25 protein-coding genes and 1 pseudogene are annotated in these 24875 nt (G+C 63.0%); 7 read left to right on the forward strand and 19 right to left on the reverse strand.

The window, feature by feature from the left end; all coding sequences use genetic code 11:
* Positions 1 to 32 precede the first annotated feature (32 nt).
* The 12 genes from SO156_RS19060 to cysG form a co-directional block, all read right to left on the reverse strand.
* Positions 33 to 821 (reverse strand): 3-hydroxybutyrate dehydrogenase, encoded by a 789-nt coding sequence (locus SO156_RS19060; protein WP_458150001.1) that lies wholly within the window; start codon positions 819 to 821, stop codon positions 33 to 35.
* Entirely contained in the window at positions 814 to 2004 is a 1191-nt protein-coding gene (locus SO156_RS19065; RefSeq protein WP_458150000.1) for a DUF3734 domain-containing protein, read from the reverse strand. Before SO156_RS19065 ends, SO156_RS19060 begins: the two co-directional genes overlap by 8 nt.
* 79 nt (positions 2005 to 2083) lie before the next feature.
* On the reverse strand, positions 2084 to 2587 hold the full coding sequence (locus tag SO156_RS19070; RefSeq protein ID WP_458149999.1) for a CAP domain-containing protein: 504 nt from the start codon (positions 2585 to 2587) through the stop codon (positions 2084 to 2086).
* A 93-nt stretch (positions 2588 to 2680) separates the two neighbouring features.
* Positions 2681 to 3718: a sulfate/molybdate ABC transporter ATP-binding protein gene (locus SO156_RS19075; protein ID WP_498535879.1), complete on the reverse strand. Its 1038-nt coding sequence runs from the start codon at positions 3716 to 3718 to the stop codon at positions 2681 to 2683.
* Positions 3708 to 4619 (reverse strand): sulfate ABC transporter permease subunit CysW, encoded by a 912-nt coding sequence (gene cysW / locus SO156_RS19080; RefSeq protein ID WP_458149997.1) that lies wholly within the window; start codon positions 4617 to 4619, stop codon positions 3708 to 3710. The genes SO156_RS19075 and cysW overlap by 11 nt, the downstream gene beginning before the upstream one ends.
* 11 nt (positions 4620 to 4630) lie before the next feature.
* Positions 4631 to 5437: a sulfate ABC transporter permease subunit CysT gene (cysT, locus tag SO156_RS19085; RefSeq protein ID WP_498535894.1), complete on the reverse strand. Its 807-nt coding sequence runs from the start codon at positions 5435 to 5437 to the stop codon at positions 4631 to 4633.
* A 67-nt stretch (positions 5438 to 5504) separates the two neighbouring features.
* Positions 5505 to 6506 carry a sulfate ABC transporter substrate-binding protein gene (locus tag SO156_RS19090; RefSeq protein ID WP_498535880.1) on the reverse strand — a complete coding sequence of 334 codons (1002 nt, stop codon included), beginning with the start codon at positions 6504 to 6506 and terminating at the stop codon, positions 5505 to 5507.
* Between the two features lie 112 nt (positions 6507 to 6618).
* Positions 6619 to 7350, reverse strand: coding sequence for a phosphoadenylyl-sulfate reductase (locus SO156_RS19095; protein WP_498535881.1), 732 nt, complete (start codon positions 7348 to 7350; stop codon positions 6619 to 6621).
* Positions 7347 to 7862, reverse strand: coding sequence for a DUF934 domain-containing protein (locus SO156_RS19100; RefSeq protein WP_498535882.1), 516 nt, complete (start codon positions 7860 to 7862; stop codon positions 7347 to 7349). Before SO156_RS19100 ends, SO156_RS19095 begins: the two co-directional genes overlap by 4 nt.
* Positions 7849 to 9504: a nitrite/sulfite reductase gene (locus SO156_RS19105; RefSeq protein WP_458149993.1), complete on the reverse strand. Its 1656-nt coding sequence runs from the start codon at positions 9502 to 9504 to the stop codon at positions 7849 to 7851. The genes SO156_RS19100 and SO156_RS19105 overlap by 14 nt, the downstream gene beginning before the upstream one ends.
* An 11-nt stretch (positions 9505 to 9515) precedes the next feature.
* Positions 9516 to 9833 (reverse strand): DUF2849 domain-containing protein, encoded by a 318-nt coding sequence (locus tag SO156_RS19110; protein WP_458149992.1) that lies wholly within the window; start codon positions 9831 to 9833, stop codon positions 9516 to 9518.
* A complete protein-coding gene (gene cysG, locus SO156_RS19115) occupies positions 9830 to 11257 on the reverse strand; it encodes a siroheme synthase CysG (RefSeq protein ID WP_498535883.1) in 1428 nt (475 codons plus the stop codon). Before cysG ends, SO156_RS19110 begins: the two co-directional genes overlap by 4 nt.
* A gap of 244 nt (positions 11258 to 11501) precedes the next feature.
* Here cysG and cysD point away from each other — a divergent pair, with 244 nt between their 5' ends.
* The 3 genes from cysD (at position 11502) to SO156_RS19130 (ending at position 16689) form a co-directional block, all read left to right on the forward strand.
* A complete protein-coding gene (cysD, locus tag SO156_RS19120; RefSeq protein WP_458150023.1) occupies positions 11502 to 12296 on the forward strand; it encodes a sulfate adenylyltransferase subunit CysD in 795 nt (264 codons plus the stop codon).
* Between the two features lie 22 nt (positions 12297 to 12318).
* Positions 12319 to 14235 (forward strand): adenylyl-sulfate kinase, encoded by a 1917-nt coding sequence (cysC, locus tag SO156_RS19125; protein WP_498535884.1) that lies wholly within the window; start codon positions 12319 to 12321, stop codon positions 14233 to 14235.
* A gap of 288 nt (positions 14236 to 14523) precedes the next feature.
* Positions 14524 to 16689 (forward strand): malate synthase G, encoded by a 2166-nt coding sequence (locus SO156_RS19130; protein WP_498535885.1) that lies wholly within the window; start codon positions 14524 to 14526, stop codon positions 16687 to 16689.
* A gap of 119 nt (positions 16690 to 16808) precedes the next feature.
* Here the strand turns inward: SO156_RS19130 and SO156_RS19135 are convergent, their stop codons facing one another.
* From SO156_RS19135 to SO156_RS19145, 3 genes are all read right to left on the reverse strand, one after another.
* Complete coding sequence (locus SO156_RS19135) at positions 16809 to 16964, reverse strand: Thivi_2564 family membrane protein (protein ID WP_008546817.1); 156 nt, start codon at positions 16962 to 16964, stop codon at positions 16809 to 16811.
* A gap of 363 nt (positions 16965 to 17327) precedes the next feature.
* Positions 17328 to 17975, reverse strand: a complete 648-nt coding sequence (locus SO156_RS19140) for a DUF2865 domain-containing protein (protein WP_498535886.1) — start codon at positions 17973 to 17975, stop codon at positions 17328 to 17330.
* A gap of 1 nt (position 17976) precedes the next feature.
* Positions 17977 to 18768 (reverse strand): L,D-transpeptidase, encoded by a 792-nt coding sequence (locus SO156_RS19145; RefSeq protein ID WP_498535887.1) that lies wholly within the window; start codon positions 18766 to 18768, stop codon positions 17977 to 17979.
* 211 nt (positions 18769 to 18979) lie between these two features.
* Between SO156_RS19145 and SO156_RS19150 the strand changes: the two genes are divergently transcribed.
* The 3 genes from SO156_RS19150 (at position 18980) to SO156_RS19160 (ending at position 21281) form a co-directional block, all read left to right on the forward strand.
* Entirely contained in the window at positions 18980 to 20092 is a 1113-nt protein-coding gene (locus SO156_RS19150) for an AI-2E family transporter (RefSeq protein WP_498535888.1), read from the forward strand.
* Between the two features lie 291 nt (positions 20093 to 20383).
* Entirely contained in the window at positions 20384 to 20755 is a 372-nt protein-coding gene (locus tag SO156_RS19155; protein ID WP_458149985.1) for an ElaB/YgaM/YqjD family protein, read from the forward strand.
* Between the two features lie 67 nt (positions 20756 to 20822).
* Positions 20823 to 21281, forward strand: coding sequence for a hypothetical protein (locus tag SO156_RS19160; RefSeq protein WP_498535889.1), 459 nt, complete (start codon positions 20823 to 20825; stop codon positions 21279 to 21281).
* A 23-nt stretch (positions 21282 to 21304) separates the two neighbouring features.
* On the opposite strand, the gene SO156_RS19165 is transcribed toward SO156_RS19160, so the two are convergent.
* Positions 21305 to 21703, reverse strand: a complete 399-nt coding sequence (locus SO156_RS19165; RefSeq protein WP_498535890.1) for a hypothetical protein — start codon at positions 21701 to 21703, stop codon at positions 21305 to 21307.
* A 581-nt stretch (positions 21704 to 22284) separates the two neighbouring features.
* On the opposite strand from SO156_RS19165, the gene SO156_RS19170 reads away from it, so the two are divergent.
* A complete protein-coding gene (locus SO156_RS19170; RefSeq protein ID WP_498535891.1) occupies positions 22285 to 22581 on the forward strand; it encodes a helix-turn-helix domain-containing protein in 297 nt (98 codons plus the stop codon).
* A gap of 35 nt (positions 22582 to 22616) precedes the next feature.
* On the opposite strand, the gene SO156_RS19175 is transcribed toward SO156_RS19170, so the two are convergent.
* The 3 genes and pseudogenes from SO156_RS19175 to SO156_RS19185 form a co-directional block, all read right to left on the reverse strand.
* A complete protein-coding gene (locus SO156_RS19175; RefSeq protein WP_498535892.1) occupies positions 22617 to 22898 on the reverse strand; it encodes a hypothetical protein in 282 nt (93 codons plus the stop codon).
* A 15-nt stretch (positions 22899 to 22913) separates the two neighbouring features.
* A pseudogene (locus SO156_RS19180) lies at positions 22914 to 23982 on the reverse strand (nucleotidyl transferase AbiEii/AbiGii toxin family protein).
* Entirely contained in the window at positions 23979 to 24788 is an 810-nt protein-coding gene (locus SO156_RS19185; protein ID WP_498535893.1) for a DUF6088 family protein, read from the reverse strand. The pseudogene SO156_RS19180 and the gene SO156_RS19185 overlap by 4 nt, the downstream one beginning before the upstream one ends.
* Positions 24789 to 24875: the final 87 nt, after the last annotated feature.

Raw genomic sequence — 24875 nt, forward strand, 5'->3', positions numbered from 1 at the left:
TGACCGAAGGCGGGGCATGACAAGAAGTGGATTTACTCCGCCGTCCAGCCGCCGTCGATCGAAAGATTGGTGCCCGTGATCTGCGCCGCATCATCGCTGCACAGGAACAGCGCCAGTGACGCCACCTGCTCGGAGGTGACGAACTCTTTCGTCGGCTGCGCGTCGAGCAGCACGTCATGAATAACCTGCTCGCGCGTCAGATTGCGTGCCTTCATCGTGTCCGGAATCTGCTTCTCGACCAGCGGCGTCCAGACATAGCCGGGGCTGATGCAGTTGCAGGTGATCTTGTGGGTCGCAACTTCGAGCGCCACGGTCTTGGTGAGGCCGGCGATGCCGTGCTTGGCCGAGACGTAGGCCGACTTGAAGGGCGAAGCGACCAGCGAATGCGCGGATGCCGTGTTGATGATACGGCCCCAGCCCTTCTTCTTCATGCCGGGTACCGCCGCGCGGATGGCATGGAAGGCCGAAGAGAGGTTGATCGCGATGATCTGATCCCACTTCTCGATCGGGAATTCCTCGATTGGCGAAACGAACTGGATGCCGGCGTTGTTGACGAGGATGTCGACCGAGCCAAAGGTCTTTTCGCCGAGCGCGACCATCTCCGCGATCTCGGTGGGCTTGGTCATGTCGGCGGGCGAATAGATCGCCTTCACCTTGAAATCGGCCTCGATCTTGGCGCGCTCCTTCTCGATGTCCTCCGGCGAGCCGAAGCCATTGATGACGACATTGGCGCCGGCCCCCGCGAAGGCACGCGCATAGGCGAGCCCGATCCCGCTGGTCGATCCGGTCACGACGGCGTTCTTGCCTGACAAGCTACCCATTTTCGTTCGCTCCTTTTGAGGCCGGGGGCGCGGTGACGTCCCCCGTGAGATCATAAGTCACCATGGTCTCGCCGGATTGCGGCTTTTCAAGCCAATCCTTGTGGCGCATCGACAGGTGCACGTCGCGCACGCCGGCTTCCCAATGCTCGACCATGGCAACATGCGAAAAGTCGTAATCCTTGGATGAGGATTCGTAGTTCTTGCTGCGGTAGATCAGGTGCACCACCGTCACGGTGCTTTCGCGCGCCGCCTTGGCCAGGAATTCGACCGAGGGATCGTTCTTCAGATAATCCGGCAATTTGCCGATCAAATCGCGTACGGCCCGGCGGGCATTGTGCAACTGCCTGTTCTTGTCGGTGTTCATGCGCGTGCGGCTGGAAAAGCGGATGTCCTTCTCGCGCTCAGCCGCCTCGAGCAGCGAGTTCGGCAGCTCACCACGCGCGCTGAACAGGTCGACCTGGAAGATCAGCATGTCGCGGTCGAGCTCCGCGTCGAGCACGTAATCCAGCGGCGTGTTGGAGGCGATGCCGCCATCCCAGTAATGCTCGCCTTCGATGATGACGGACGGAAAGCCGGGCGGCAGCGCGCCGGAGGCCATGATATGCTCGGGGCCGATCTTCTTGCCGAGCTTCTTGAACTCGTAATTGTCGAAATATTTGAAGTTGCCCGAGGTGACGCCGACCGCGCCGACGGACAAACGTGTCTTCAGATCGTTGATACGATCGAAATCGACCAGCCGCTCCAGCGTCTTCTTCAGCGGCGCGGTGTCGTAATAGCTCTCTGCCTCTGGGTGGCCCGGCGGCCAGAGCGGCGCGGGCGGGACGCGCGGGACGAAGAAGCCGGGCACGCCAAAGGTCGCGATCAGCGCGGCGCTCGTGGAGTTGAACAGCTCGCGGCTGTGATCACTCTTGCCGACCGGCTTCCAGGGCACCGGCGCTGACACCATCTCCCAGAATTCCTTCAGCCGCTTGACGCGGGTCTGGCCCTCATTGCCCGCAATGATGGCGGCGTTGACCGCGCCGATCGAAATGCCCGCAACCCATTCCGGCTCGAAGCCGAAATGGCACAGCGACTGATAGGCGCCCGCCTGATACGAGCCGAGCGCACCACCGCCCTGGAGCACAAGGACGCGCTGCGCATTGGCGGGGATTCTGTTCGATGCCGGGCCTTGGTGATCGGTCATGAGTGGATCAATGAACTGAGGGCGGCCCACCGTGATCCCAGTTCACGGCGGCGTCAATGTTTTGGGGATCAAGACTGGCTTATCGGGGCTCGGTTGCCGCCATAATCATGGTCCAGAACACCTTGTATTTGGTGTTCGGAGCATAGCTCGCCGCTATACCCAATTTTGTGACACCGCTCTTGAGCATGTTGGCCCGGTGTGGCGGCGAGTCGCGCCAGCCGGAAAATGCTTCCGCCAGCGTATGATAGCCGGCCGAGATGTTCTCGACCGCGACAGTCGCCGGATAGCCGCCGGCAGCGAGCCGCTTGGCGAGCGGCGCACGGACGTCATGGTCCATCTTGTTGGCGGACGCCATTGCCTGGGACTGGGATTCGGCCAGGCGCATGAGGTCGGGATCGATGATGACGGTGCCGAGGCCGTTGTTCTGGCGGTACTGCGAGATCATCACGGCCGCAGCCTGCGCATCCAGCCGCGCGCCTGAAACGGCCATGTCGGCATACATCGACGGCTGTTCGACCGGCGCTTCGTTACCCGCGCAGCCGGCGAGAAGCAAAGCGATGAGAATTGCGGCCGCAGCGCGCATGAATCGGGCCCCCAAAAAAGACGGGCCGTTGTTGCATACCAACCGTGGCTGAAAGGTGAACTTTACGCAATTTTTGAGCCTGAGGTAACGGCCTCAGGCACCCTCAAATATCCGGTAGCGGCGGGGCGCAAGGCCGACGGTGTCGCCGGCGCGCAGTTCCTTGTCGCGGGGCGCGTCGATCTCGATGATCTCGCCGCCGAACAGCGCAACCTCAGCCCGTTGAACCGGACCAAAACTCCGCACGTGCTGCACGGCGCCGTCGAAGGCCCCGGAGCCGGGCGGACCGACCAGCATATCGTGTCGCCGCACGAACAGCTTTGACACACCAGACGCGGTCACCCCGGCCGCCAGATTGAGCTGGCGATCGCCGAGCCGCACCGCGCCATCAGCGACTTCGACCGGCAGCACGATGGACTCGCCGATGAAGCCATGGACGAAAGCGGTCGCCGGATTGTCATAGACATCATCGGGCGAGCCGATCTGCTCAATCTTGCCCTTGTCCATCACCACGACCCGGTTGGCGACCTCGAGCGCCTCCTCCTGGTCGTGCGTGACGAAGATCGAGGTGACGTTGATCTCGTTGTGCAGCGAGCGCAGCCATTTGCGCAGCTCTTTGCGCACCTTCGCGTCCAGCGCACCGAAGGGCTCGTCGAGCAACAGGATCCGCGGCTCGATCGCAAGCGCGCGCGCCAGCGCGATGCGCTGGCGCTGGCCGCCGGAGAGCTGGCTCGGATAGCGGTCTGCGAACCAGTCGAGCTGCACGAGATCGAGCAGCTCCTTTACCCGGGTGCGGATCGTGGCCTCGTCTTTCCGAACCGCGCGCGGCTGCACGCGCAGGCCGAACGCAACGTTCTCGAACACCGTCATGTGACGGAACAGCGCGTAGTGTTGGAACACGAAGCCGACATGACGCTCGCGCGCGCCGCGCGCGAGCGCGTCCTCGCCGTTGAAGGAGACTTCGCCGGAATCCGGCCAATCCAGGCCGGCAATGATCCGAAGCAGCGTCGTCTTGCCGGAACCGGACGGTCCGAGCAGCGCCAGCAACTCGCCATTGTCGACCTTGAGGTCGACGCCGTCGAGCGCGGCAAATGTCCCGAACTTCTTGACGAGATTCCTGACTTCAATGGTCACGGGCGTCGTGTCCTTCGTCCAGATGACGTTCGAGAATGGTTTTTGCGATCAGCGTGATCAGCGCCAGCATCGCGAGCAGCGAGGCGATCGCGAACGCAGCGACGAACTGGTATTCGTTGTAGAGGATCTCGACCAGCAGCGGCATCGTGTTGGTCTCGCCGCGGATGTGGCCGGAGACGACGGAGACTGCGCCGAACTCGCCCATCGCGCGCGCATTACAGAGCAGGACGCCGTAGAGCACGCCCCATTTGATGTTCGGCAAGGTGACGCGGAAAAAAGTTTGCAGGCCCGAGGCACCGAGCGAGATCGCGGCCTCTTCCTCCTGCGTGCCCTGCTCCTGCATCAAGGGGATCAGCGCACGCGCCACGAACGGGAAAGTCACGAATGTGGTCGCAAGCGCAATACCAGGCACCGCGAACAGGATCTGGATGTTGTGGTCACGCAGCCAGCCGCCGAAATAGCCCTGCGCGCCGAACAAGAGCACGAAGACGAGACCCGAGATCACGGGGCTGACTGAGAATGGCAGGTCGATCAGCGTGATCAGGAAGGTCTTGCCCTTGAACTCGAATTTGGCGACCGCCCAGGCTGCGACCACACCGAAGACGAGATTGAGGCCGACCGAGATCGCCGCCACCAGCAGCGTCAGCCGGATCGCGGCCAGCGCCTCCGGCTCCGACAGCGCGGCGAGATAGGCCATGATGCCCTTGGAGAAAGCCTGCGCGAACACGACGACCAGCGGCAGCACGACGAAGACGGTGAGAAAGAGGATCGCGACGGAAATGATCGCGATGCGCACCGCCCTCGGTTCGGTACGAAGGTTTTCGCGCACGGCGACCGCATGCAGGCGCGCTTTCGCGTCGGGCGAGGACAGTGAGACTGAATCGGCGACCTGCATCGTCATCGTATCAGCCCTCAATGTACCGGAATCCGGTTCTGCGCCCAGCGCTGCAACCGGTTGACGGTGAAGATGATGACGAAAGACACGACGAGCATGATGACCGCGATCGCGGTCGCGTCGGCATAGCGGAATTCAGAGAGCCGGATCACGATCAGGAGCGGCGCGATCTCGGAAACGTTCGGCATGTTGCCGGCGATGAAGATCACCGAGCCGTATTCTCCGACGGCACGGGCGAAGGCGAGCGCCAATCCGGTCAGCAGCGCCGGCGCGAGCGACGGCAGGATCACGCGAAAGATGGTCTGCCAACGGCTGGCCCCCAAGCTGCCCGCCGCCTCCTCGATCTCGGGATCGAGATCCTGCAGCACCGGCTGCACGGTGCGCACCACGAAGGGGATACCAATGAAGATCATGGCGACGAAGATGCCGAACGGCGTGAACGCGACCTTGATGCCCAGCGCTGCCAGCGGTGCGCCCAGCCAGCCTTTTTCTGCGAACAGCGAGGTCAGTGCGACACCGGCAACCGCCGTCGGCAGCGCAAAGGGCACGTCGACGATGGCATCGAACAGCCGCCGGCCAGGGAAGCGGTAGCGCACCAATGCCCAGACGATGATGCTGCCCATGACGAGATTGACGCAGGCCGCAGCAAAGGCGAGCCCGAAGGACACCCGCAGCGCGTTCAGCGTGCGACGGCTGGTCAGGATGGTCCAGAACTGCTCGGGGCTCAGCTCAAGCGTGCGCAAGAAAAGGCCTGCGAGCGGAATCAGGATGATGATCGACAGCCAGGACAGCGTCAGTCCCATCGTGAGACCGAAGCCCGGCAATGTCCGTCGTCTTGCTGTGATTGCGCTCACCAGGCCCCCTGCTAATGCCGTCTGCGGCATCGCCCGATCAGTTCCTGTAGATCTGATCGAACACGCCGCCGTCGGCAAAATGTTCTTTCTGTGCCTTGGTCCAGCCGCCGAAAACGTCGTCGATCGTGAAAAGTTCGACCTTGGCGAAGGCGTTCTCGTATGTTTTCGCGACATCGGGATCGCGCGGACGATAGAAATTGTGTGCGGCGATTTCCTGGCCTTCCTTGGTGTACCAATATTGGAGATAGGCATCGGCCGCATTGCGCGTGCCCTTCTTGTCGGCAACCTTGTCGACGATCGTGACCGGCGGCTCGGCGAGGATCGAGAGCGGCGGCGCCACGATCTCGAACTTGTCGGTGCCGAACTCCTTCTGCGCCAGAAACGCCTCGTTCTCCCATGCGAGCAGCACGTCTCCCACGCCGCGCTCGACGAAGGTCACGGTCGAGCCGCGGGCGCCGGTGTCTAGGACAGGCACGTTTTGATAGAGATTTGCGATGAATTGCTTCGCCTTGTCTACGGAGCCGAACTTCTTCAGCGCGTAGCCCCAGGCCGCCAGATAGTTCCAGCGCGCGCCGCCCGACGTCTTCGGGTTGGGCGTGATGACGGAAACGCCCGGCTTGACCAGATCGTCCCAGTCCTTGATGCCCTTGGGGTTGCCCTTGCGCACCAGGAACACGATGGTCGAGGTGTAGGGCGATGAATTCTGCGGCAGGCGCTTCTGCCAATCGGCGGCGGTGAGCCCTTTGGCCGCAATCGCATCGATGTCATAGGCGAGCGCGAGCGTCACCACGTCGGCCTGCAATCCGTCGATCACCGCGCGCGCCTGCGATCCGCTGCCGCCATGCGACTGCTTGATCTCGACGCTCTTGCCGGTCTCCTTCTGATAGGCGTTCGCAAACGCCTTGTTGAATTCGACATAGAGCTCACGCGTCGGATCGTACGACACGTTCAAGAGATTGATGTCAGCAGCGAGAGCCGAGCTTGCCCAGAGGAGGCCTGCCGCGAGCGGAACGATACGGCGGATCATGTCCATCTCCATTCACCTCGACGACGTCGGTGTCGCCGATGGCATGCAGGCATAACTCGGATCGAAACGCTCTTAAGTCAACGGAACCGGATTTTCTTGTTTGCGGCGACGTAGCGCGGCTGTGCTACGAAATCTTCATCGTGTGGATGCCGCATTCTGTCTTGGCGCGACCGCGCCAACGACCGGCCCGCTCGTCCTCGCCTTCGGCCGCGCGGCTGGTGCAAGGCATACACCCAACCGACAGGAAACCTGAGGCCTGAAGTGGATGCTGCGGCAATTTGGCACGCACGAAGATCGCCTTGATGTCGTCGCGCGAGACATTGGCGAACGGATTGAACTTCAACCGCGCGCCGTCATCCTCGACGACGGGAATCTCGGCACGCACGCCGCCCTGAAAACGCTTGCGGCCGTTGATCCATGCGGTGAACGGTTCTAACGCCCGCGCCAACGGCTCGACTTTGCGGATGCGGCAGCAGGCGTCGGGATTGGAGAACCAGAGATCGCGATCGGGATCCTCGCGCGTCAACGTCTCCGTCAGAGGCGTGATTGATCGGACATCCTTCAGCCCGAGCGTCGCCATCAGCGTGTCGCGATAGGCGAGCGTCTCCTCGAACAGCCAGCCGGTATCGAGGAAGACCACCGGGATCGCCGGATCGACGTCGGCCACCACCTTGAGCAGCGCGGCCGATTCCGTGCCGAACGACGACACGACCGCCAACTGTTCGCGTCCGACTACCTTCAACGCGGCAGCAACGACTTCCGCGGGCGAGGCATCGCGCAACGCGCGATCCAGCTCCTCGACGGACGGCAGCGCTGGCGCGGATGACGATGAACCCTGCGGCGCGACCGTGTTCACGTGCCGACACCTTCCGAATGGCGCAGCTGCATGCGCCGATGCAGCGCCGTGATGCGGCCGTCGCCGGTCGGCTGGTAGAACACCGAATAGCGCTTCACGGTCTGCGTGAAGGCTTCCGCATCGGCCTGCTTCTTGACCTCGAAGCTGTCGAAGCCGGCGCGCAGCATGAACACGAACTGGTCGCGCAGCACCTGACCGGTGGCGCGCAGTTCGCCGCGATAGTCGTAGCGTTCGCGCAGCAGCCGCGACTGGCTGTAGGCGCGGCCATCGCGGAAGGTCGGGAACACCAGCGCGACCACGGCAAGCTTGCCGAGATACGGCACCAGCGCGTCGATGTCGCGATTGTTCGGCCAGATGACGCCGACCTTGCCGGGACGCGCAAGCAGGGCGTCCGCATCCCTCAGGAAGCGATCGCCGGGGAGCAGGATATCGCCGGCGGCGGGCAACGGCGCATCGACGTCGAGCTTGACGAAACTATCCTCGACGATCTTTCCGCCCTTAACGAGTGGCATAAACCCGCTCCTTGAATGGTTCGACGCCGAGGCGCTTCACGGTATCGATAAACAGTTCCTCCGGCCGCTCGCGCAGTGCCAGATAGGCCTCGACGACATCCTCGATGACGTCGGCAACCTCGTCGAACTTCACGCCGGGCCCAATCAGTGTCCCAAGAGCCGCACTCTCGTCGGCGCGGCCGCCGATGGTGATCTGGTAGACCTCCTCACCGTTCTTCTCGACGCCGAGAATGCCGATATGGCCGACATGGTGATGGCCACAGGCATTGATGCAGCCCGAGATGTTGATGTGCAGCCGGCCGATCAAGTTGGCGAGCTCGTGATTGGCAAAGCGCCGCGTCAACTCCTGCGCGATCGGGATCGAACGCGCGTTCGCCAGTGAGCAATAGTCGAGGCCCGGACAGGCGATGATGTCGGTGATCAGGTTGACATTGGGCGTGGCGAGCCCGAGCTTGTCGAGCGCCTTCCACAGCGCCGGCAGGTCGCGCTTGGCGACATGCGGAAGCGCCAGGTTCTGCTCATGGCCGACACGGATTTCGCCGAAAGAGTATTTCTCGGCAAGGTCGGCGAGTGCGTCCATCTGCTCGGCCGTGGCATCGCCCGGAGGTCCGCCGGTCGGCTTCAACGAGATCGTGACGATCGAGTAGCCCTGGACCTTGTGTGGGGCCACCGAGTTCTTCCGCCACGCCTCGAACTCCGGATCGGCCGCGGCCTGTCGGAGTTCGTCCGGCATATGTGGCAGCTTCTCGTAAGCCGGGTAGGTGAAGCGCGAGCGGATGTCCTCGATGACGTTGTCGTCGATCTGGAGCGAGGAGTTGCGGATATGCTGCCACTCGTCCTCGACCTCGCGCGAAAACTTCTCGATGCCGAGCTCGTGCACGAGGATCTTGATGCGCGCCTTGTAGATATTGTCGCGGCGGCCATACTGGTTGTAGACGCGCAGGATCGCCTCGACATAGCTCAGGATGTCGCGGCCATGAACGAAGTGCTTGATGGTCTTGGCGATGAACGGCGTGCGGCCGAGCCCGCCGCCGACCAGCACCTCGAAGCCGGTCTCGCCCCTCTCGTTCTTGACGAGGCGCAAGCCGATGTCGTGGATCTTGATCGCGGCGCGATCGTGATCGGACGCGGTGATCGCGATCTTGAATTTGCGCGGCAGGAACGAGAACTCGGGATGCAGCGTGGTGTGCTGGCGGAGCAGCTCCGACCAGATGCGTGGATCCTCGATCTCGCCGGGCGCGACGCCGGCCCACTGGTCCGAGGTGACGTTGCGCATGTTGTTGCCGGAGGTCTGCATCGCATGAATGCCGACTTCGGCGAGATCGGCGAGCGCATCCGGCAATTCGGCGAGCTTGATCCAGTTGAACTGGATGTTCTGCCGCGTGGTGAAGTGGCCATAACCGCGGTCATAGCGGCGCGCGACGTGGGCAAGCCGGCGCAGCTGCTCCGAGGACAGCGTCCCGTACGGGATCGCGACGCGGAACATGTAGGCGTGAAGCTGAAGATAAACGCCGTTCTGCAAGCGCAGGATCTTGAACTCGTCCTCGGTGAGCTCGCCCGAGAGGCGGCGCTTCACTTGGTCGCGAAATTCCGAGACCCGCTCGTTGACCAGCGTGCGGTCGATTTCGTCGTAAGCGTACATTAGAAAATGCCTTAAACTTGGGCCTGCGATCCGATGGTCACACCGGTGCGGCGGATCTGCTCGCGCAGGTTTCCGGGGAGGATCTTGCCCTCCTCGTCGACCTGCACAGGGGCGATATAGGCGCCAACTGCGCCGACGTCATCGGCCACCGACTCTGCGAGCAACGCCTTGGCCTCATCCGAGTTGCGCACGATCGCCGCCTCCGACAGGTCTGCAGACCAGCCCTTGGCGGCGGTGCGATACACCACGATGCCATCCCAGGTGCGGTTGGCGGTCACGATCGAGGGGCCGGCGATCTTGATTTTCTTTTGTTCAAGCGGAGAGGTCATTGCGCAGCTTCCAATAGCTCAGAGATGATTTGCCTGGTGGATTGATGGCGAAAGGCGCCGGCATGCCGGACCACGTCGCCGATGACGAGAATGGCGGGACCGCCGTCAAGACGCCTGACGAGCTCGGGCAGCTCGGCAAGCGTGCCGATCGCGCCTTGCGCATCGGGGCGCGTGACACGGGCGAACACGCCGACCGGTGTCTCCGGCGAGCGGCCGGCGGCCAACAGACCCGCGCGCACCACGGGCGCAGCGGTCATGCCCATATAGACGACGACAGTCATCTTGGTGTCGGTCAGCGTCGACCAGTCGACGGTCTCGGCATCCCGCGCCTTGTGCGCGGTGAGGAGGGTGATGCGCAGTGCTTCGTGACGGTAGGTGAGCGGCACCTCGAAGTCGGCAGCGGCCCCGAGACCGGCGGTGATGCCGGGAATAATCGAATAGGCGACGCCGGCCGCGCGCAGCGCCTCCACTTCCTCGCCGCCGCGACCGAACACGAAGGGGTCGCCGCCCTTCAGGCGCACCACACGCTGGCCTGACTGCGCGGCTTCGATCATCAGCTTGTTGATCGCGTCCTGGCCGATGCCTGGCTTGCCGACACGGCGGCCGACCGGAATGCGTGCCGTGTCGCGGCGGATACGATCGAGAATTTCAGGTGACACCAGCTCGTCATAGAAAACGACGTCGGCATCCTGGAGCGCGCGCAGCGCCTTGATCGTGAGAAGATCGGGATCGCCGGGGCCGGCGCCTACCAGCGCGACGTGCCCTGCCGGCTTGTCGGCCAGCGCAAATGCGGAGGGATCGATAATGGCCTTGAGCGCGGCTTCCGCCTCGGCCTTTCGGCCCGCAAGCACCAGCGCACCGATGGGACCGTCGATCACGCGTTCCCAGAAGCGGCGGCGCAGCGGAAACTCGGCAATCGCGGCATGAATGGATTTGCGGAAGCCGCCGATGAATTCGGCAAGATCGCCGATCCTAGCGGGCAGCAGCGCCTCGATCTTCTCGCGCACGCGCCGCGCCACGACCGGCGAGGCACCGCCCGTGCCGACGGCAACCACGACGTCGCCACGGTCGACGATCGCGGGGAAAATGAAGCTCGAATGCTCGAGATCGTCCATGACGTTGACGGGCAGCCCGAGCGATCGCGCGCGCGCAGACATCGCCACGCCAATGTCACCTGCGCCTGCGCATACTATGGCGATAACCCCGGTCAGATCCGCGGTCAGCGGATCGCCGTCGAGAAAGGTCACGCGTTGTGCATCATCAGCGCCAACGCCGCTGAGATCGTGATTGTCATCCGTCGCATGCACGCGGATGCGCGCGCCAGCCGCCGCGAGCACTCGCAATTTCGCGCGCAGCAGCTCGCCGGCGCCGATGAGGACCACCGGACCGGTCTTGATGTCGAGGAACACCGGCAAGAAGCGCATACGGTACTCGCTTCCCCAATTACGGGGTTGACTGGAATTATTTTCTATATATGTCTCGTTTCGGGCGCGCAAAGAGAAAATTTTTTCTTCTCTTCCGCACCGCAACTATAGAATTTTCGCCTCCAAACGCAAAGTGGCAGAGATGCATCTTCTCAAGGACGATTCCGCAGCTGTCGGAGTGAGCAGCCCGGCCCTCATCGGCCGCGTCGGCGCGCAAGAATTTTCTCCGGATCTTCCGCCCAGCATGGACCATCTCGACCAGTTGGAAGCGCAGAGCATCTATATCTTCCGCGAGGCCTTCGCCCGGTTGAAGAAGATCGCGCTCTTGTGGTCGCTCGGCAAAGACTCGAATGTCATGATCTGGCTGGCACGGAAGGCCTTCTTCGGCCGCATGCCCTTCCCGGCCCTGCATGTCGACACCGGCAAGAAGTTTCCCGAGATGTATCGCTTCCGCGATCATTATGGAAAGGAGTGGGACCTCGACCTGCGCGTCGAGCCCTGCCCGCCCATCGATGCCGTCGATCCGACGCTGCCGCCGGCCGCACGCTCGGCCGCACGCAAGACCGAAGGACTGAAGATGGCGCTCGCCAAATTTGGCTTCGACGGCCTGATCGCCGGCATTCGCCGCGACGAGGAGGCGACGCGTGCCAAGGAGCGCGTGTTCTCGCCGCGCGGTCTCGAAGGCAATTGGGACGTGCGCGACCAACCGCCGGAATTCTGGGACCATTTCAACGCCTCGCCGCCGCAGGGCGCGCATTTGCGCATCCACCCGATCCTGCATTGGACCGAGGCCGACATCTGGGCCTACACCAAGCGCGAGAACATCCCGATCATTCCGCTGTATCTCGCCAAGGACGGCAAGCGCTATCGCTCGCTGGGTGATCAGGACATCACCAATCCGGTCGCTTCGACAGCGTCCAGCATCGACGAGATCCTGATCGAGCTCGAACAGACCAAGGTGCCGGAGCGCGCGGGCCGCGCGCTCGACCACGAGACCGAGGACGCCTTCGAGCGCCTGCGCGTCGCCGGTTATCTCTGATCCCTGAGGACGCAACGCGACCATGAACATGATCGTCACCTCTGCTACGCCGGCAACTCCGAACGGCACCACGCGTCCGCAGGTCCGCATCGTCATCGTCGGACATGTCGACCACGGCAAGTCGACGCTGGTCGGCCGCCTCTTGCACGAGACCGGCAGCCTGCCCGAGGGCAAGCTCGAAATGCTCAAGGCCGTCAGCGCGCGTCGCGGCATGCCGTTCGAATGGTCGTTCCTGCTCGATGCGCTGCAGACCGAGCGTGATCAGGGCATCACCATCGACACTACGCAGATCCGCTTCCGCACCAATTCGCGCGACATCGTGCTGATCGACGCGCCCGGCCACGCAGAATTCCTGCGCAACATGATCACCGGCGCCTCGCAAGCCGACGGCGCGGTGCTGATCATCGATGCACTCGAAGGCGTGCGCGACCAGACCCGCCGGCACGGCTATCTCCTGCATCTGCTCGGCGTGAAGCAGGTCGCGATCGTCGTCAACAAGATGGACCGCGTCGACTTCAGCGCCGATCGCTTCAAGGAGATCAGCGATGAGATTTCTGCACATCTGAAAGGCCTCGGCGTCACGCCGACGGCGGTGATCCCGATTTCGGCCCGCGACGGCGATGGCGTCGCGGAACGGACCGATCGCATCGGCTGGTACAAGGGCCCGACCGTCGTCGAGGCGCTCGATCATCTCGAGCCGGCGCGGCCGCTGGAGACGCTGGCGCTGCGGCTGCCCGTGCAGGCGATCTACAAGTTCGACGATCGTCGCATCGTGGCGGGCCGCATCGAATCTGGCAGCCTCAAAGCCGGCGACGAGATCGTCATCATGCCCGCCGGCAAGATCGCCAAGATCAAGACCGTCGAGAGCTGGCCGGTGACACCCGTCGCCGCGCGGCAGGGCGCGGGCCGCTCGGTCGGCATTACGCTCGACCGCGAACTGTTCGTGGAGCGCGGCGATATCATCGCGCATGCGGGGGCCGCTCCGCGCGAAACGCGGCGTCTGCGGGCGCGCATATTCTGGCTGCACGACAAGCCGCTCGCCAAGGGCGATCAGCTCCTGGTGCGCTGCGGGCCGAAGGAAAGCCGCGCCACGGTCGTTGCGATCGAAAAGGCGGTCGATCCCGGCGAGCTCGAAAGCAGCGAGAACAAGGCGATTGGCCGCAACCATGTCGGCGAGATCGACATTTCGCTTTCGAATCCAATTGCCACCGATCCCTATACCGAGAACCCGCGCACCGGGCGCCTCGTGATCGAGGTCTCCGGGCGCATCGCCGGCGGTGGCCTCGTGCTGTCGGTCGACGCTGGCCAGCGCGCCGTGCCCGTCGACATCGTGCCGGTCGAATCCGCACTCCGTCCCGACGAGCGCTCCGCGCGCTATCAGCACAACGGCGCCGTGGTCTGGCTCACGGGCCTGCCCGCCTCCGGCAAATCGACGCTGGCAAAAGCGCTGGAACGGCGGCTGTTCACCAATGGCGGCTCGCCGATCCTGCTCGACGGCGACACGCTGCGCGCCGGCTTGAACAGCGATCTCGGCTTCTCTGCCGCCGATCGCAGCGAGAACATCCGGCGGCTTGCGGAGGTCGCGACGCATCTCGCCCGCAACGGCCATATCGCGATCGTCGCGGCCGTCTCGCCCGCGCGCGAGGACCGCGCCACGGCACGCCGCATCGCCGACACGACGTTCCGCGAGATCTACGTCGCAACGCCCGCCGAAGTCTGCGAGAGCCGCGATCCCAAGGGCCACTACGCAAAAGCCCGCTCCGGCGCGCTTCAGTCATTCACCGGCATCGGCAACGACTACCAGCCGCCGCAAGGTGCCGAGCTGACCATCGATACCTCGACGCGTTCCGTCGCGGACGCGACCGACGCGATCGAACAGATGTTGAAGGCAAGCGGCGTGCTGTTCGACGAGGTCGTCGACCTCGCCTCAAATATTTGAGTCCCTTCTATTTCCCCTTGTCGTCGCCCGGCTTGACCGGGCGACCCGGTATTCCAGAGACAGCGATGGGATACGGAAAGGCCGCAGCGAACTGGATTCCCCGCCTTCGCGGGGAATGCCAACGTCCGCGCCACCTCAACTTGACATTTTGACAGACCTTTAGGGGTCTTCTCACCGCCTAGGTTTTGAGGCTAATAGGGCCTCGAAACCCGCCGGCGGCGGATGCATTTTGCTGCTTTCGGACCCGAAACCAGCCAAAAAAACGCCATTCCAACAAGAAAGTCCCTCATGAAACGCCACGACGCCCATGGTTTGAAGATCGCCCCTGTTCTCTTCGACTTCATCGCGAAGGAAGCGGCCCCGAAGACGGGGATCGCACCGGACGCGTTCTGGGCCGGGCTTGCTGCAATCGTGAAGGAGCTGGGTCCCAAGAACCGCGCGCTGCTCGCGGCTCGCGACGCCTTGCAGGCCAAGATCGACGACTGGCATCGCGCACATAAGGGCAAGCCGTTCGACATCAATGCCTATACCGCATTCCTGAAGGAGATCGGCTATCTGCTGCCCGAGCCTGTGACGCAGAAGGTCGAGACCGCTGATGTCGACGAGGAGATCGGCAAGATCTGCGGGCCGCAGCTCGTCGTGCCCCTCACCAACGCGCGCTATGCGCTGAACGCGGCGAATGCGCGCTGGGGCTCGCTCTACGACGCCTTCTACGGCACCGACGCGATCCCGCACGATGCTACTGATACCGCCAAGGGCTACAGCAAGTCACGCGGCGACAAGGTGATCGCCAAGGCCAAGGCATTCCTCGATGCCGCCGTGCCGCTCGCGACCGGCAGCCACACCGACGTCACCGCCTATAGCGTGGTCGCAGGCCAGCTCGCGGCGAAGCTGAAGAGCGGCAACGCGACTGCGCTGAAGAACGCCGCGCAGTTCGCGGGTTACGTGGGCGATGCGGCGGCGCCTTCCGCGGTGTTGCTCGTCAACAACGGCCTGCATGTCGAGGTGAAGATCGATCGCGGCAACACGATCGGCAAGGACGATCCGGCCGGCGTTGCCGACATGATCATGGAGGCCGCCGTCTCCACCATCCTCGACATGGAAGACTCCGTCGCCGCGGTCGATGCCGAGGACAAGGTGCTGCTCTACCGCAACACGCTCGGGCTGATGAACGGCACGCTGTCGGCGGATTTCGAGAAGGGCGGCAAGACGCTGACCCGCGCACTCAACGCCGACCGCAGCTACAAGACGCCGGACGGCAAGGGCGAGGTGAAGCTGCACGGCCGCAGCCTGCTGCTGATCCGCAATTGCGGTCACCACATGTTCACCGACGCAGTGCTCGACGAGACGGGCGAGGAAATTCCGGAAGGCCTGTTGGATGCCGCCGTCACCGGCCTGCTTGCAATCCATGACCTCAAGGGTCTTTCCAAGAGCAAGAACAGCCGCACCGGCTCGGTCTACATCGTCAAGCCGAAGATGCACGGTCCCGACGAGGTCGCGCTGACCTGCGAGATCTTCGGCCGCGTCGAGAAGATGCTGGCGCTGCCGGAGAACACGCTCAAGGTCGGCATCATGGACGAGGAGCGGCGCACCACCGTGAACCTCAAGGCCTGCATCCAGCAGGCCTCCAAGCGCATCGTCTTCATCAATACCGGTTTCCTCGACCGCACCGGCGATGAGATCCACACCTCGATGGAAGCGGGTCCGATGATCCGCAAGAACGAGATGAAGGCGCAGCCGTGGATCAAGTCCTATGAGGACTGGAACGTCGACATGGGTCTGATCGACGGCCTGCCCGGCCACGCCCAGATCGGCAAGGGCATGTGGGCGGCGCCCGACAAGATGGCGGACATGCTGCAACAGAAGCTCGCGCATCCGCAGGCCGGCGCCACCACCGCCTGGGTGCCCTCGCCGACCGCAGCGACGCTGCACGCCCTGCACTACCACCAGGTCAACGTCATCGCGCGCCAGCAGGAACTCGCCAAGGGCGGGCCCCGCGCAAAGCTCTCCGACATCCTCACCATTCCGGTGTCGAAGTCGAACTGGGCGCCCGATGACGTCAAGCAGGAGATCGACAACAACTGCCAGGGCATTCTGGGCTACGTGGTGCGCTGGATCGACCAGGGCGTCGGCTGCTCCAAGGTGCCTGACATCCACGACGTCGGGCTGATGGAAGACCGCGCCACCTTGCGCATCTCGAGCCAGCATCTGGCGAACTGGCTGCACCAGGGCGTCATCACCGAACAGCAGGTGATGGAGTCACTCAAGCGCATGGCGGTCGTCGTCGACAAGCAGAATGCCGGTGACCCAATCTACAAGCCGATGGCGCCGTCGTTCGACGGCCTCGCATTCAAGGCCGCCTGCGACCTCGTCTTCAAGGGCCGCACACAGCCGAACGGCTACACCGAGTACATCCTCACCGCACGCCGCCGCGAGGCCAAGGCCCTGGGCTAAGGGGCGGCCGGGTAGGCTCGGTCATTCAGGTGTCAAAAGCCCCGGCGCACACCGGGGCTTTTTTGTCGGTGCCGAGTACCCGGATTTTCGCTTCGCGCCATCCGGGCTACAGCTTCCGCCTAGAACACCGCGAGATATTTCAACAGCGAGACGATGCCGATGATGATGACGATGACACGCGCGATCTGCTTGGCGCGACCATCCATCGGCAACATGTTGATGAGATAAAGAACGAGAATGACGACGAGAAAGGTGACGAGCACGCCAACGAGCATCGGAAGGCCCCCTTCAGGCAAATTGCTAAGGAACTCCTAACGCCCGGCCGCTGCTCCGGTTCCGCTGCGGCAACCCATTACATTTTCGAACAAATACGCGGCGACACAGGAGATCACGCAGCACGCAATTGCTGCGCAGGGCACCAGGAACGTCTCGGACAGCATCGCCGGTGTGGGAGTGCTCCCGACAAAATGTCGAAAACAACCCCATGCAAAGTAGCCGGGGGTGGTTCGGGCGACGCCAAAAGCCGTTGACACGTCGGGAAATCACCCGCGCAATTCCATCATCGGATAGGCTGGATGCCTCGCCATTCGCGGGACATGACCGTGCCCCGTGAAACGCTCCCGCGCCGATAGCAGCACTCACTCCCGCGCCACCACGGGCAGGTGGCGGAATTTCGCCCGCATGGACTCCGGCAGCGGCGAGAAGTTCATGGCGACGCCATGCCTGTCGGTGGCATTGCGATTGGCGACCACCAATCCGCCGGGGCTCGCGACGATATCGCCCTTGCGCAAGGTCGGGTCGTCCGTGACCTTGACCGCGGCAAGGCCGACGGAATCCTTGCCATTGCAGGTACAGCCCGCGACGAGCTCGTTGCGGTAGCGGTAGGCATTCGGCAGGTCGGCATACTCCTGCCCGGTCTCCGTGGTCGCATCGTCGATGTCGCTGCCATAGACCAGCGTGGTCTCGGCCGCCGGGCAGAAGCTGTTGCAGCTCTGCGCCTTGCTTTCGCTGTCGTTGCCTTGCGCCGGGAAGTGGCGCCCGTCGCAGGTGCGTACGCACCAAGCCTGCCCGCCGCCATAGGAACGCGCCCGCGGCGCCTCGTAGCGCGGCATGTCGTCGGTCGGGAATGGCATCCTGATCTGTGGCGGCGGCCGGGCACCGAACGCGCCGAACAGCGCCGAGAGGAAATCCTCCGCTCGCGCCGACGACGTCAGCGCCAGGCTGAGCGAAGCGAACAGCAAGACCGCCGCTCCGCCTGTCGCTATGACTGTTGAACGCCCGATCATGTTACCTCGGCGCCGAAGTGGTCACGGAGACAGGCGACAGATTGAGCGCCTGGCGTCCCGAAGCCAGCGTCGTCGTGACCGGACGCGCGGGCTTGCGCAGGCCATCGCCGCCACGCGCCACGAGCGGCGCGCTCTTCGGGAGCACCACGACCCTGGTACCGATGTTGACCCGGCTGAAGAGATCGACGACGTCCTCGTTGGTCATGCGAATGCAGCCGGAGGAGACGAACTTTCCGATCGTGGTGGGATCATTGGTGCCGTGGATGCGATATTCGCTTGCGCCCAGATACATCGCGCGCGCGCCGAGCGGATTGCCGAGGCCGCCGGCGACGAAGCGCGGCAGATAGGGCTGGCGCGCGATCATCTCCGCCGGTGGATGCCAGTCCGGCCATTCCGCCTTGCGACTGATCGACTGCACGCCCGACCAGGTGAAGCCATCGCGCCCGACACCGACGCCGTAGCGGATCGCACGGCCCTGACCGAGCACGTAATAGAGCACGGTATTTCCGGTATCGATCACGATCGTGCCGGCCGGCTGGCTGCCGTCGAAACCGACGATCTGCCGGCGCAGTCGCTCCGGCAGCACAGACTCGTCCGAGGCAACCTGATCATCCGAGGCCTGCGGCTGCTCGGTCACATAGCCTTGCGGAAAGGCCTGCGGCTGCATCGGCGCGAAGCCAAGCGTCTGCGCGCTTGCAGCGCCGAGGGACATCGTCAGCAATGCTGTCGCAAGGGCAAAGGCGGTGAAGGCGCACGGCGAAGACCGGCGGTGGGATGCAGATAACTGTGTCATGTGCTGCCCCGTTTGAATCGAAGTGCATCAGGGTGATGCGCTGCCGAACAAACGCGCTTGTGACGACTCAAGTTCCGCGCGCTCGCGCTGCCGGCCGGTCACAGTCAAGGGAAGGCGACTTCACGAGTCCGCGACGGAACCTTCCGGTCAGAGGCACGTTCTTCAGCAGTCTTGCGCGCGCGGAGCGTGAGCTCCGTGCGGGAGAATGGCTGTGCGCGTCCTTCCCAGTGAACGTCTGCTTTCCAACGACAGCGAAGGCACGCCGCTTCCCGACAGCAAAAGCGATCTGCCGCCGATCATCCGGCGCACCGAGTTCGTCGCCTTCTCGCTCGCTTGTATGCTTCTGATCACGGTCGTGGCCGTGCTCTATGTCGGCAAGCCGTTCTTCCTTCCCGTGGTAATGGCCTTCGTCACCGGCACCATGCTGTCGCCGGCGGCCACATTTCTGGAGCGGCAACGGGTACCACGCGCGCTGGCCGCGGTGCTGATCGTGATCACGGTCACTGCGATGGTCACCTTCGTCGTCGCCCTGATCGCTTCGCCCGTCATGGAATGGAGCACCCGCCTGCCGGAGCTCGGCGCGCGGCTCAAGGACAAGCTGCATTTGTTCGACCGGCCGCTGGCGCTGTGGCAGGAGCTGCAAGCCATGGTCGGCGGTTCGGAAGGCCTGCCGAGCTTCCAGATGCCGAAGTTCGAATGGGTGCAACCGACCCTGGAATTCCTGTCGCCGACCTTCACCGAATTCCTGCTGTTCTTCGCGACCCTGATCCTCTTCATCGCGAGCTGGCGCGAGCTGAGGCGCGCCCTGATCATGACCTTCAGCGACCGCGATGCGCGGCTGCGCACGTTGCGGATCCTCAACGAGATCGAGGTCCATCTCGGCACCTATCTCTTGACGGTGACGGTCATCAATATCGGCGTTGGCATCGCCACCGGAATCGTCTGTGCGCTGACCGGCATGCCCAATCCGGCCGGGCTGGGCGCGCTGGCTGCGACGCTGAACTTCATCCCGATCATCGGACCGATCGCGATGTTCGTCGTGCTCGTCGTGGTCGGCCTGATCGCCTTTCCGACCCTCGGCAGCGGATTGATGGCAGCGCTCGCCTTCGGCGGCCTCACCTTCCTGGAGGGACATTTCGTCACGCCCACCATCATCGGCCGGCGGCTGGCACTTAATGCACTGGCGGTATTCCTCGCGCTCGCCTTCTGGACCTGGCTGTGGGGCCCGATGGGGGCATTCCTGTCATCGCCGCTTCTGATCGTCGCGCTGATCCTGAAGGAGCATCTTGCTCCGGCGGATGCGCCGCAATTGCCCGGAGACTAGGCATGATGGGGGGTAGGCGTGATGGCTGCCACGAAGGAGGTGCGCCCCCTCTCCCGCTTGCGGGGGAGGGCGGGGGTGGGGGTGTTTCCGTAATCGATACTCCCACCGTGGAGAGATCCCCCACCCGGCGCCGCGCGCCGACCTCCCCCGCAAGCGGGAGAGGTTGAACGAGCCCGTGGCTCGATCGATTCAAACTAGAGCCAGTTGGCTCTACGCAGTTTCCACAAGGGGAACTTCCGTCACGGCGGAACGTTTTCCGGCTAGCTCACCGCCAACGATCCGGAGCTTTCGATGTCAATGTCCAATGCCGAAACAGGAATGAAAGACTGGACCGACAAGGCCACCCGCGAACGCCTCGAAAAGGATGTCCTAGCCGTGAAAAACGATATTGCCGCCCTCACCGAACAGATCACCGACGCGCTCAATACCTTTGCCAACTCCGCCGGCAAGCAGGCCCGTCGCGGCTACAAGCAGGCGCGCCAACAGGTGGATTCAGCGATGGATGACGCCTCCGAGCGCGGTAGTGCGATGATGGATGCGGCGCAGGACGCAGCGACCTCGCTGGAGGAAACGCTCGAGGATGCCATCACCCAGCGCCCGCTCGCGACCGTAGGTATTGCGCTCGGTATCGGCTTCCTGATCGGCATCGCCTGGCGCCGCTAAAAGCCGAGCCCCGAAGAGGACCGAACTTCATCGCCATGCTGGCGGGAGGGATTGAGGAGCGAGGGCGATGTTTCAGCGGATAATCGATGGCATCAGCGCCTCGACCGGTACGACCGTGCGGCTGACGTCGCTGGCGGCAGCCGCGGCGCTTGCGCTCTTCATCACCACGGCCTTTCTCTGCGCCGCGGTCTTCATCCTGGTGCTGCAAAACTATGGTCCGGTGCAGGCGTGCCTTGCCGGCGCCGGCGTGTTCTTCCTGCTCACGCTGGCCGCCGCCGGTAGCTACATCGCCTACAAGAGAGAGACCGAGAAGCGCGCGCGACAGGCGGCGGAAAAAGCTGCACGATCCGCGGCGCAAAGCATGCTTTCCGATCCCATGCTGATCGCAACCGGCTTGCAGATCGTCCGCGCCATCGGCATCAAGCGGCTGCTTCCCATCCTCGCGATCGGCGGCGTGGCGCTCGGCATCATGGCAAGCCGGGCCGGGACAGCCGAAGAGGAGGCCTCGCCCGAGCCGGCCGAATAATTATCGGGCAGAATTCGAACTGATCAGGTCACGCAGCGGCCGGGCTGGAGCAGCTTTGCGATTTCAGTCAGCGAGCTGACGACGGGTTCGCAGGCCACCGTGGGCTTGCGCCCCTGCTTTTGCAGCAGGACGGGCGGCTTGGCGTGGCTGGCATTGCCGGTCTCGATTGTTGCAGGAACACGCAGCAGCACTGACGTATCGGCGAGATCGTTGAGGCGCATCGACACGGTGCGGGTCGAAGTCGCCGCAGGTCTCGGACTGGCGATGCGGTCCGCCTTGCCGGCGCGATTGACGATGTGGTCCGGTTCGTCAGCGACAGTCTGCCAGCGATTGGCAAGATCGTGGCCCGACGCCAGTTGCACGGCACCGAGCGTCAGCGAGATGGCGACTGCGCTCAAGAACGCTTTGCTGATCTGTGACATGGTTGTTCGTCCCTCGCCCCATGGCGATCGCTGGAACAACGCTGCCGGATTGTCCGGGGTTCTCGGGCGTCACGATCACTTAACCGTGTGCGAAATTGAGACGGTCAAAAATGAGACGGTCAAAAGAAGCACGGCTCAAAAATAATTTGCAGCGCCTGGAACGACTCTCGCGCGCCGGAGTCATCATGGCAGCCGGTTATTCCCCCCTGCCCCATAAACCGGCGACGTAGGGCGCGACTGTGGTGATGCCAGTCGCGCCTTACTTTTTTCTGCGAAAATCTGCGCCATTTGGAAAGCCGCCCCACCATCCGCCCCGCCACCCGACCGGAAGACCCGATCGTTGGTGCTGCTGCGCTTGCGGTGGAGCGGAGCAAGGAACCCTCCGCATCACGGCAGATGGAGGAATGCAGCGACCGCTGGAGCAGGGTGCGATAAAGAAAATTTCGCCCGCGGGAGGAAGCCGAACTTTTCCTAATCATCGCTGGTGTTCGCCACCGCACGCGCTGACGCTCATGTCTTCTCATTGACGTTTTTTGGCTGCTCAAGCAATTCTCGTCAGTCGAGTTTGAAAGGCGGAGCCTATGCGTCAAAATGCGCGAGAACAAATCGAGCAGAATCTCCCGACTTCGAGGCCTTCCGACCAAAGTCCGAAGCCTTCCGAGCAAAGAAATATACGGTTTGCCGAGCGGCTAACCTGTACGATCGACGAAGCGAGCCAAGCCACCGGCCTGGGGCGTACCAAACTCTACGAGTTGATAGGCGCAGGAAAACTGGACACGAGGTCCGTCGGACGTCGGCGGTTGGTGCTTGTATCTTCACTTCAAGCGCTGCTCCAAGTGAATTACCCGAGGACCAGCGGAAAAGAGGGGCTCGCGTAACCGTCACAAGACTCGCGGTGTCAGCGTCAGCGCTCTCATCGACCCGTGCAACCTCGACCAAGCGGTCGGCGTCGTCGTCGCTTGGCCGAACCCAGCGGCCGGGACGCATCCGCGATCGCGGCTTGCTCAGCGGCAAACACCTCTTCATTCTGGTGGTTTTCTTCGGCCGTGAGGCGCGCCAAAGGACGCCGAGAAAAGCGCGCGGCATCCCATTCTGGGATATTATTCTGCCGCAGATCGAGAAGGTGCGCCCAGCTATTAGCGCGCGACACCGACAATGTCGGCAGGATCAGCATTTCGACGCTTTGCGCCACCATTGGCTTCCGATCGTTTCATCGCGCTGCTCTGCCTCGGCGGGCGCTTTTGTTCAGGTGCGCCTCGAGCGAGGTAACGCTTTCCAGCACGGCCTCAAACCTCGGCGGCTCGCCGAAGATCATGCCAGTCATGGCTCTGTAGTCGACACGCAGATGCTCGATCATCTCATCGTGTGGGGCAAGCGCAAAGGAGCCAGGCGCAGCGCTCGCGAGATCGAAGTCGGCGCGGTTGAAGAACATCCGGGCGTGCGCGACGCAATCGGCTCCGAGCTCCGGGTCCTCGATTGCGGAAGCTCCGGCCGACGTCGGAACGAGCTTATGCAGGTCATAATAGTGGGGCGGGACACGCGTTGGCCGCCGCCGCGCAACTCGCCGCGCTTGTCGAACCAACGCCGCAAGCCATGCAGAATAACGACCTTGTCCCAGAATGTTCGTTCGGGATCGACCGTGCGCACGGCCGGAACAGTCAGATCGAGCGCTGGCAGATCGTCATCAACGTAGGGCTTAATCGGCACTTCGCTGTTCGGATCAAGGGCGGATTTGGCTTCCGACTCGATCTTGATCGCGGCGCGCACATAATCGGATTGCGGCGTCGCCGTCGGATACCAGATCAGAAGCGTCTGCTTGTCGGCATCGGTGTCGTCTGCTTCTACCCGTGTTCGAGACCAGCGCGCTTGATCCGATCCTGCAGGATCTGAGTCAGTTCAGTTCGTAACGGTCCGTTGATATAGACTTGGCAGGCTACTTTAATCGCATCAAGCCGCGCACGGCGCTTGTTGTTACTAAGAGCATTAAGCTCCTCGATAGTCGCCGGCTCGCCGATTTCGTCCCGAAAAACCGTAACGTCGATATCTTCGGAAAAGCGGTTGATCAGGCCAAAGCCTTTGGACAGGGATGTCCCGCCCTTGAAGAGTAGGCGGGGTCCTCCCGCTTTCAAGCCATGGAACAGGGCATCAAGCGTCCAGCAGACCCAGAAATCCTTTTCAATACTTTGGGACGCCGTGCCGAGGCGCAGCGCCGTCGTATCGAAGGCGCTCAACATCGAGTCTGTTCCGGCTGCGAGGACCTCATCAAAAGCCCGATTCATGTTTTGCTTGCCTTGCCCCGCTTGGCTAATTGCGGCTTTTTGGTTGGGTCGTCACTGGACCGAGCGCCGGCAGCGAGATGATGATCATCATGATCCGAACCAGTATGATCATCATCAGCGGCTGCAGCATAGTCGGCATCGACGACCCGATCTTGAATGTTGGTGTCGCTTTCGATGAGCGGCTTGAGAAACGCCCACATCCAGGTCGGAAGCGCAGTCATGCCGGCGGCGATGTCGGCTTTAAGCGGCGGCCCTGCCGACGGGTCGTCGAAAAGCTTGGCGAGCTTTCGTTTAACCCGATCACTCTCGCCTTCACGGACCAGGAGATCACGCAACCAGTGAAGTGCCTGAATGACGCGCATGGCCGGCCGGCCGGCCCAATACAGCTTGCTGGCAGCGGTTGGACGGAAAGTAATGGTGACATTACCGAGCTTGATCGGTTGTTTGCGCGCGTCAGTATGAACCATGATTTTCGCCGGGACGGCGTCGGTCAGGCCCAGGTCGTTCGCAGCGGTCATGCCGTCGACGAGCATTCGGGTCTGGTCACGCCGTCCGACGGCGTCGATGACGGATCGCGGATCGGGCGGGTTGGGCTTTTGAGTCAGTTTGTTGAAACCGAGCTGATCGTAGAGACCTCGGTCAATTCGCCTGAGGTTTTCGGCATTGGTCAGTCGCTGCAAGGTCTTATCGACGGCATCTCGGGAGGCCAGGTCGACGAAGTCGGTCGGCGTCCACACTTTGCGTGGTGCATCCGCCCGGATTCGCTCCAAGATTGCGGTCTTAAGATCTAATGAGTCGTCGGTCATGTCCGAAAAATGTATAACTTTTTCGGACTCATGGCAAAATCAATGTCCGAAATATGTATACAAATTTCGGACACCCCTCCCCCCCCC

It is taken from the genome of Bradyrhizobium sp. UFLA05-125 (genome assembly GCF_059803515.1).

What these genes read in the sequence shown, in the direction of transcription:
- SO156_RS19175 (WP_498535892.1), bottom strand. Translation starts at nt 22,898, where the DNA reads ATGGTGGCGCAAAGCGTCGAAATGCTGATCCTGCCGACATTGTCGGTG.
- SO156_RS19145 (WP_498535887.1), bottom strand. Translation starts at nt 18,768, where the DNA reads ATGACACAGTTATCTGCATCCCACCGCCGGTCTTCGCCGTGCGCCTTC.
- SO156_RS19100 (WP_498535882.1), bottom strand. Translation starts at nt 7,862, where the DNA reads ATGCCACTCGTTAAGGGCGGAAAGATCGTCGAGGATAGTTTCGTCAAG.
- SO156_RS19185 (WP_498535893.1), bottom strand. Translation starts at nt 24,788, where the DNA reads ATGACCGACGACTCATTAGATCTTAAGACCGCAATCTTGGAGCGAATC.
- SO156_RS19135 (WP_008546817.1), bottom strand. Translation starts at nt 16,964, where the DNA reads ATGCTCGTTGGCGTGCTCGTCACCTTTCTCGTCGTCATTCTCGTTCTT.
- SO156_RS19110 (WP_458149992.1), bottom strand. Translation starts at nt 9,833, where the DNA reads ATGACCTCTCCGCTTGAACAAAAGAAAATCAAGATCGCCGGCCCCTCG.
- SO156_RS19170 (WP_498535891.1), top strand. Translation starts at nt 22,285, where the DNA reads ATGCGTCAAAATGCGCGAGAACAAATCGAGCAGAATCTCCCGACTTCG.
- cysD (WP_458150023.1), top strand. Translation starts at nt 11,502, where the DNA reads ATGGACCATCTCGACCAGTTGGAAGCGCAGAGCATCTATATCTTCCGC.
- SO156_RS19060 (WP_458150001.1), bottom strand. Translation starts at nt 821, where the DNA reads ATGGGTAGCTTGTCAGGCAAGAACGCCGTCGTGACCGGATCGACCAGC.
- SO156_RS19155 (WP_458149985.1), top strand. Translation starts at nt 20,384, where the DNA reads ATGTCAATGTCCAATGCCGAAACAGGAATGAAAGACTGGACCGACAAG.
- SO156_RS19090 (WP_498535880.1), bottom strand. Translation starts at nt 6,506, where the DNA reads ATGGAGATGGACATGATCCGCCGTATCGTTCCGCTCGCGGCAGGCCTC.
- SO156_RS19065 (WP_458150000.1), bottom strand. Translation starts at nt 2,004, where the DNA reads ATGACCGATCACCAAGGCCCGGCATCGAACAGAATCCCCGCCAATGCG.
- SO156_RS19105 (WP_458149993.1), bottom strand. Translation starts at nt 9,504, where the DNA reads ATGTACGCTTACGACGAAATCGACCGCACGCTGGTCAACGAGCGGGTC.
- SO156_RS19070 (WP_458149999.1), bottom strand. Translation starts at nt 2,587, where the DNA reads ATGCGCGCTGCGGCCGCAATTCTCATCGCTTTGCTTCTCGCCGGCTGC.
- SO156_RS19130 (WP_498535885.1), top strand. Translation starts at nt 14,524, where the DNA reads ATGAAACGCCACGACGCCCATGGTTTGAAGATCGCCCCTGTTCTCTTC.
- cysG (WP_498535883.1), bottom strand. Translation starts at nt 11,257, where the DNA reads ATGCGCTTCTTGCCGGTGTTCCTCGACATCAAGACCGGTCCGGTGGTC.
- SO156_RS19140 (WP_498535886.1), bottom strand. Translation starts at nt 17,975, where the DNA reads ATGATCGGGCGTTCAACAGTCATAGCGACAGGCGGAGCGGCGGTCTTG.
- cysW (WP_458149997.1), bottom strand. Translation starts at nt 4,619, where the DNA reads ATGACGATGCAGGTCGCCGATTCAGTCTCACTGTCCTCGCCCGACGCG.
- SO156_RS19165 (WP_498535890.1), bottom strand. Translation starts at nt 21,703, where the DNA reads ATGTCACAGATCAGCAAAGCGTTCTTGAGCGCAGTCGCCATCTCGCTG.
- cysC (WP_498535884.1), top strand. Translation starts at nt 12,319, where the DNA reads ATGAACATGATCGTCACCTCTGCTACGCCGGCAACTCCGAACGGCACC.
- SO156_RS19160 (WP_498535889.1), top strand. Translation starts at nt 20,823, where the DNA reads ATGTTTCAGCGGATAATCGATGGCATCAGCGCCTCGACCGGTACGACC.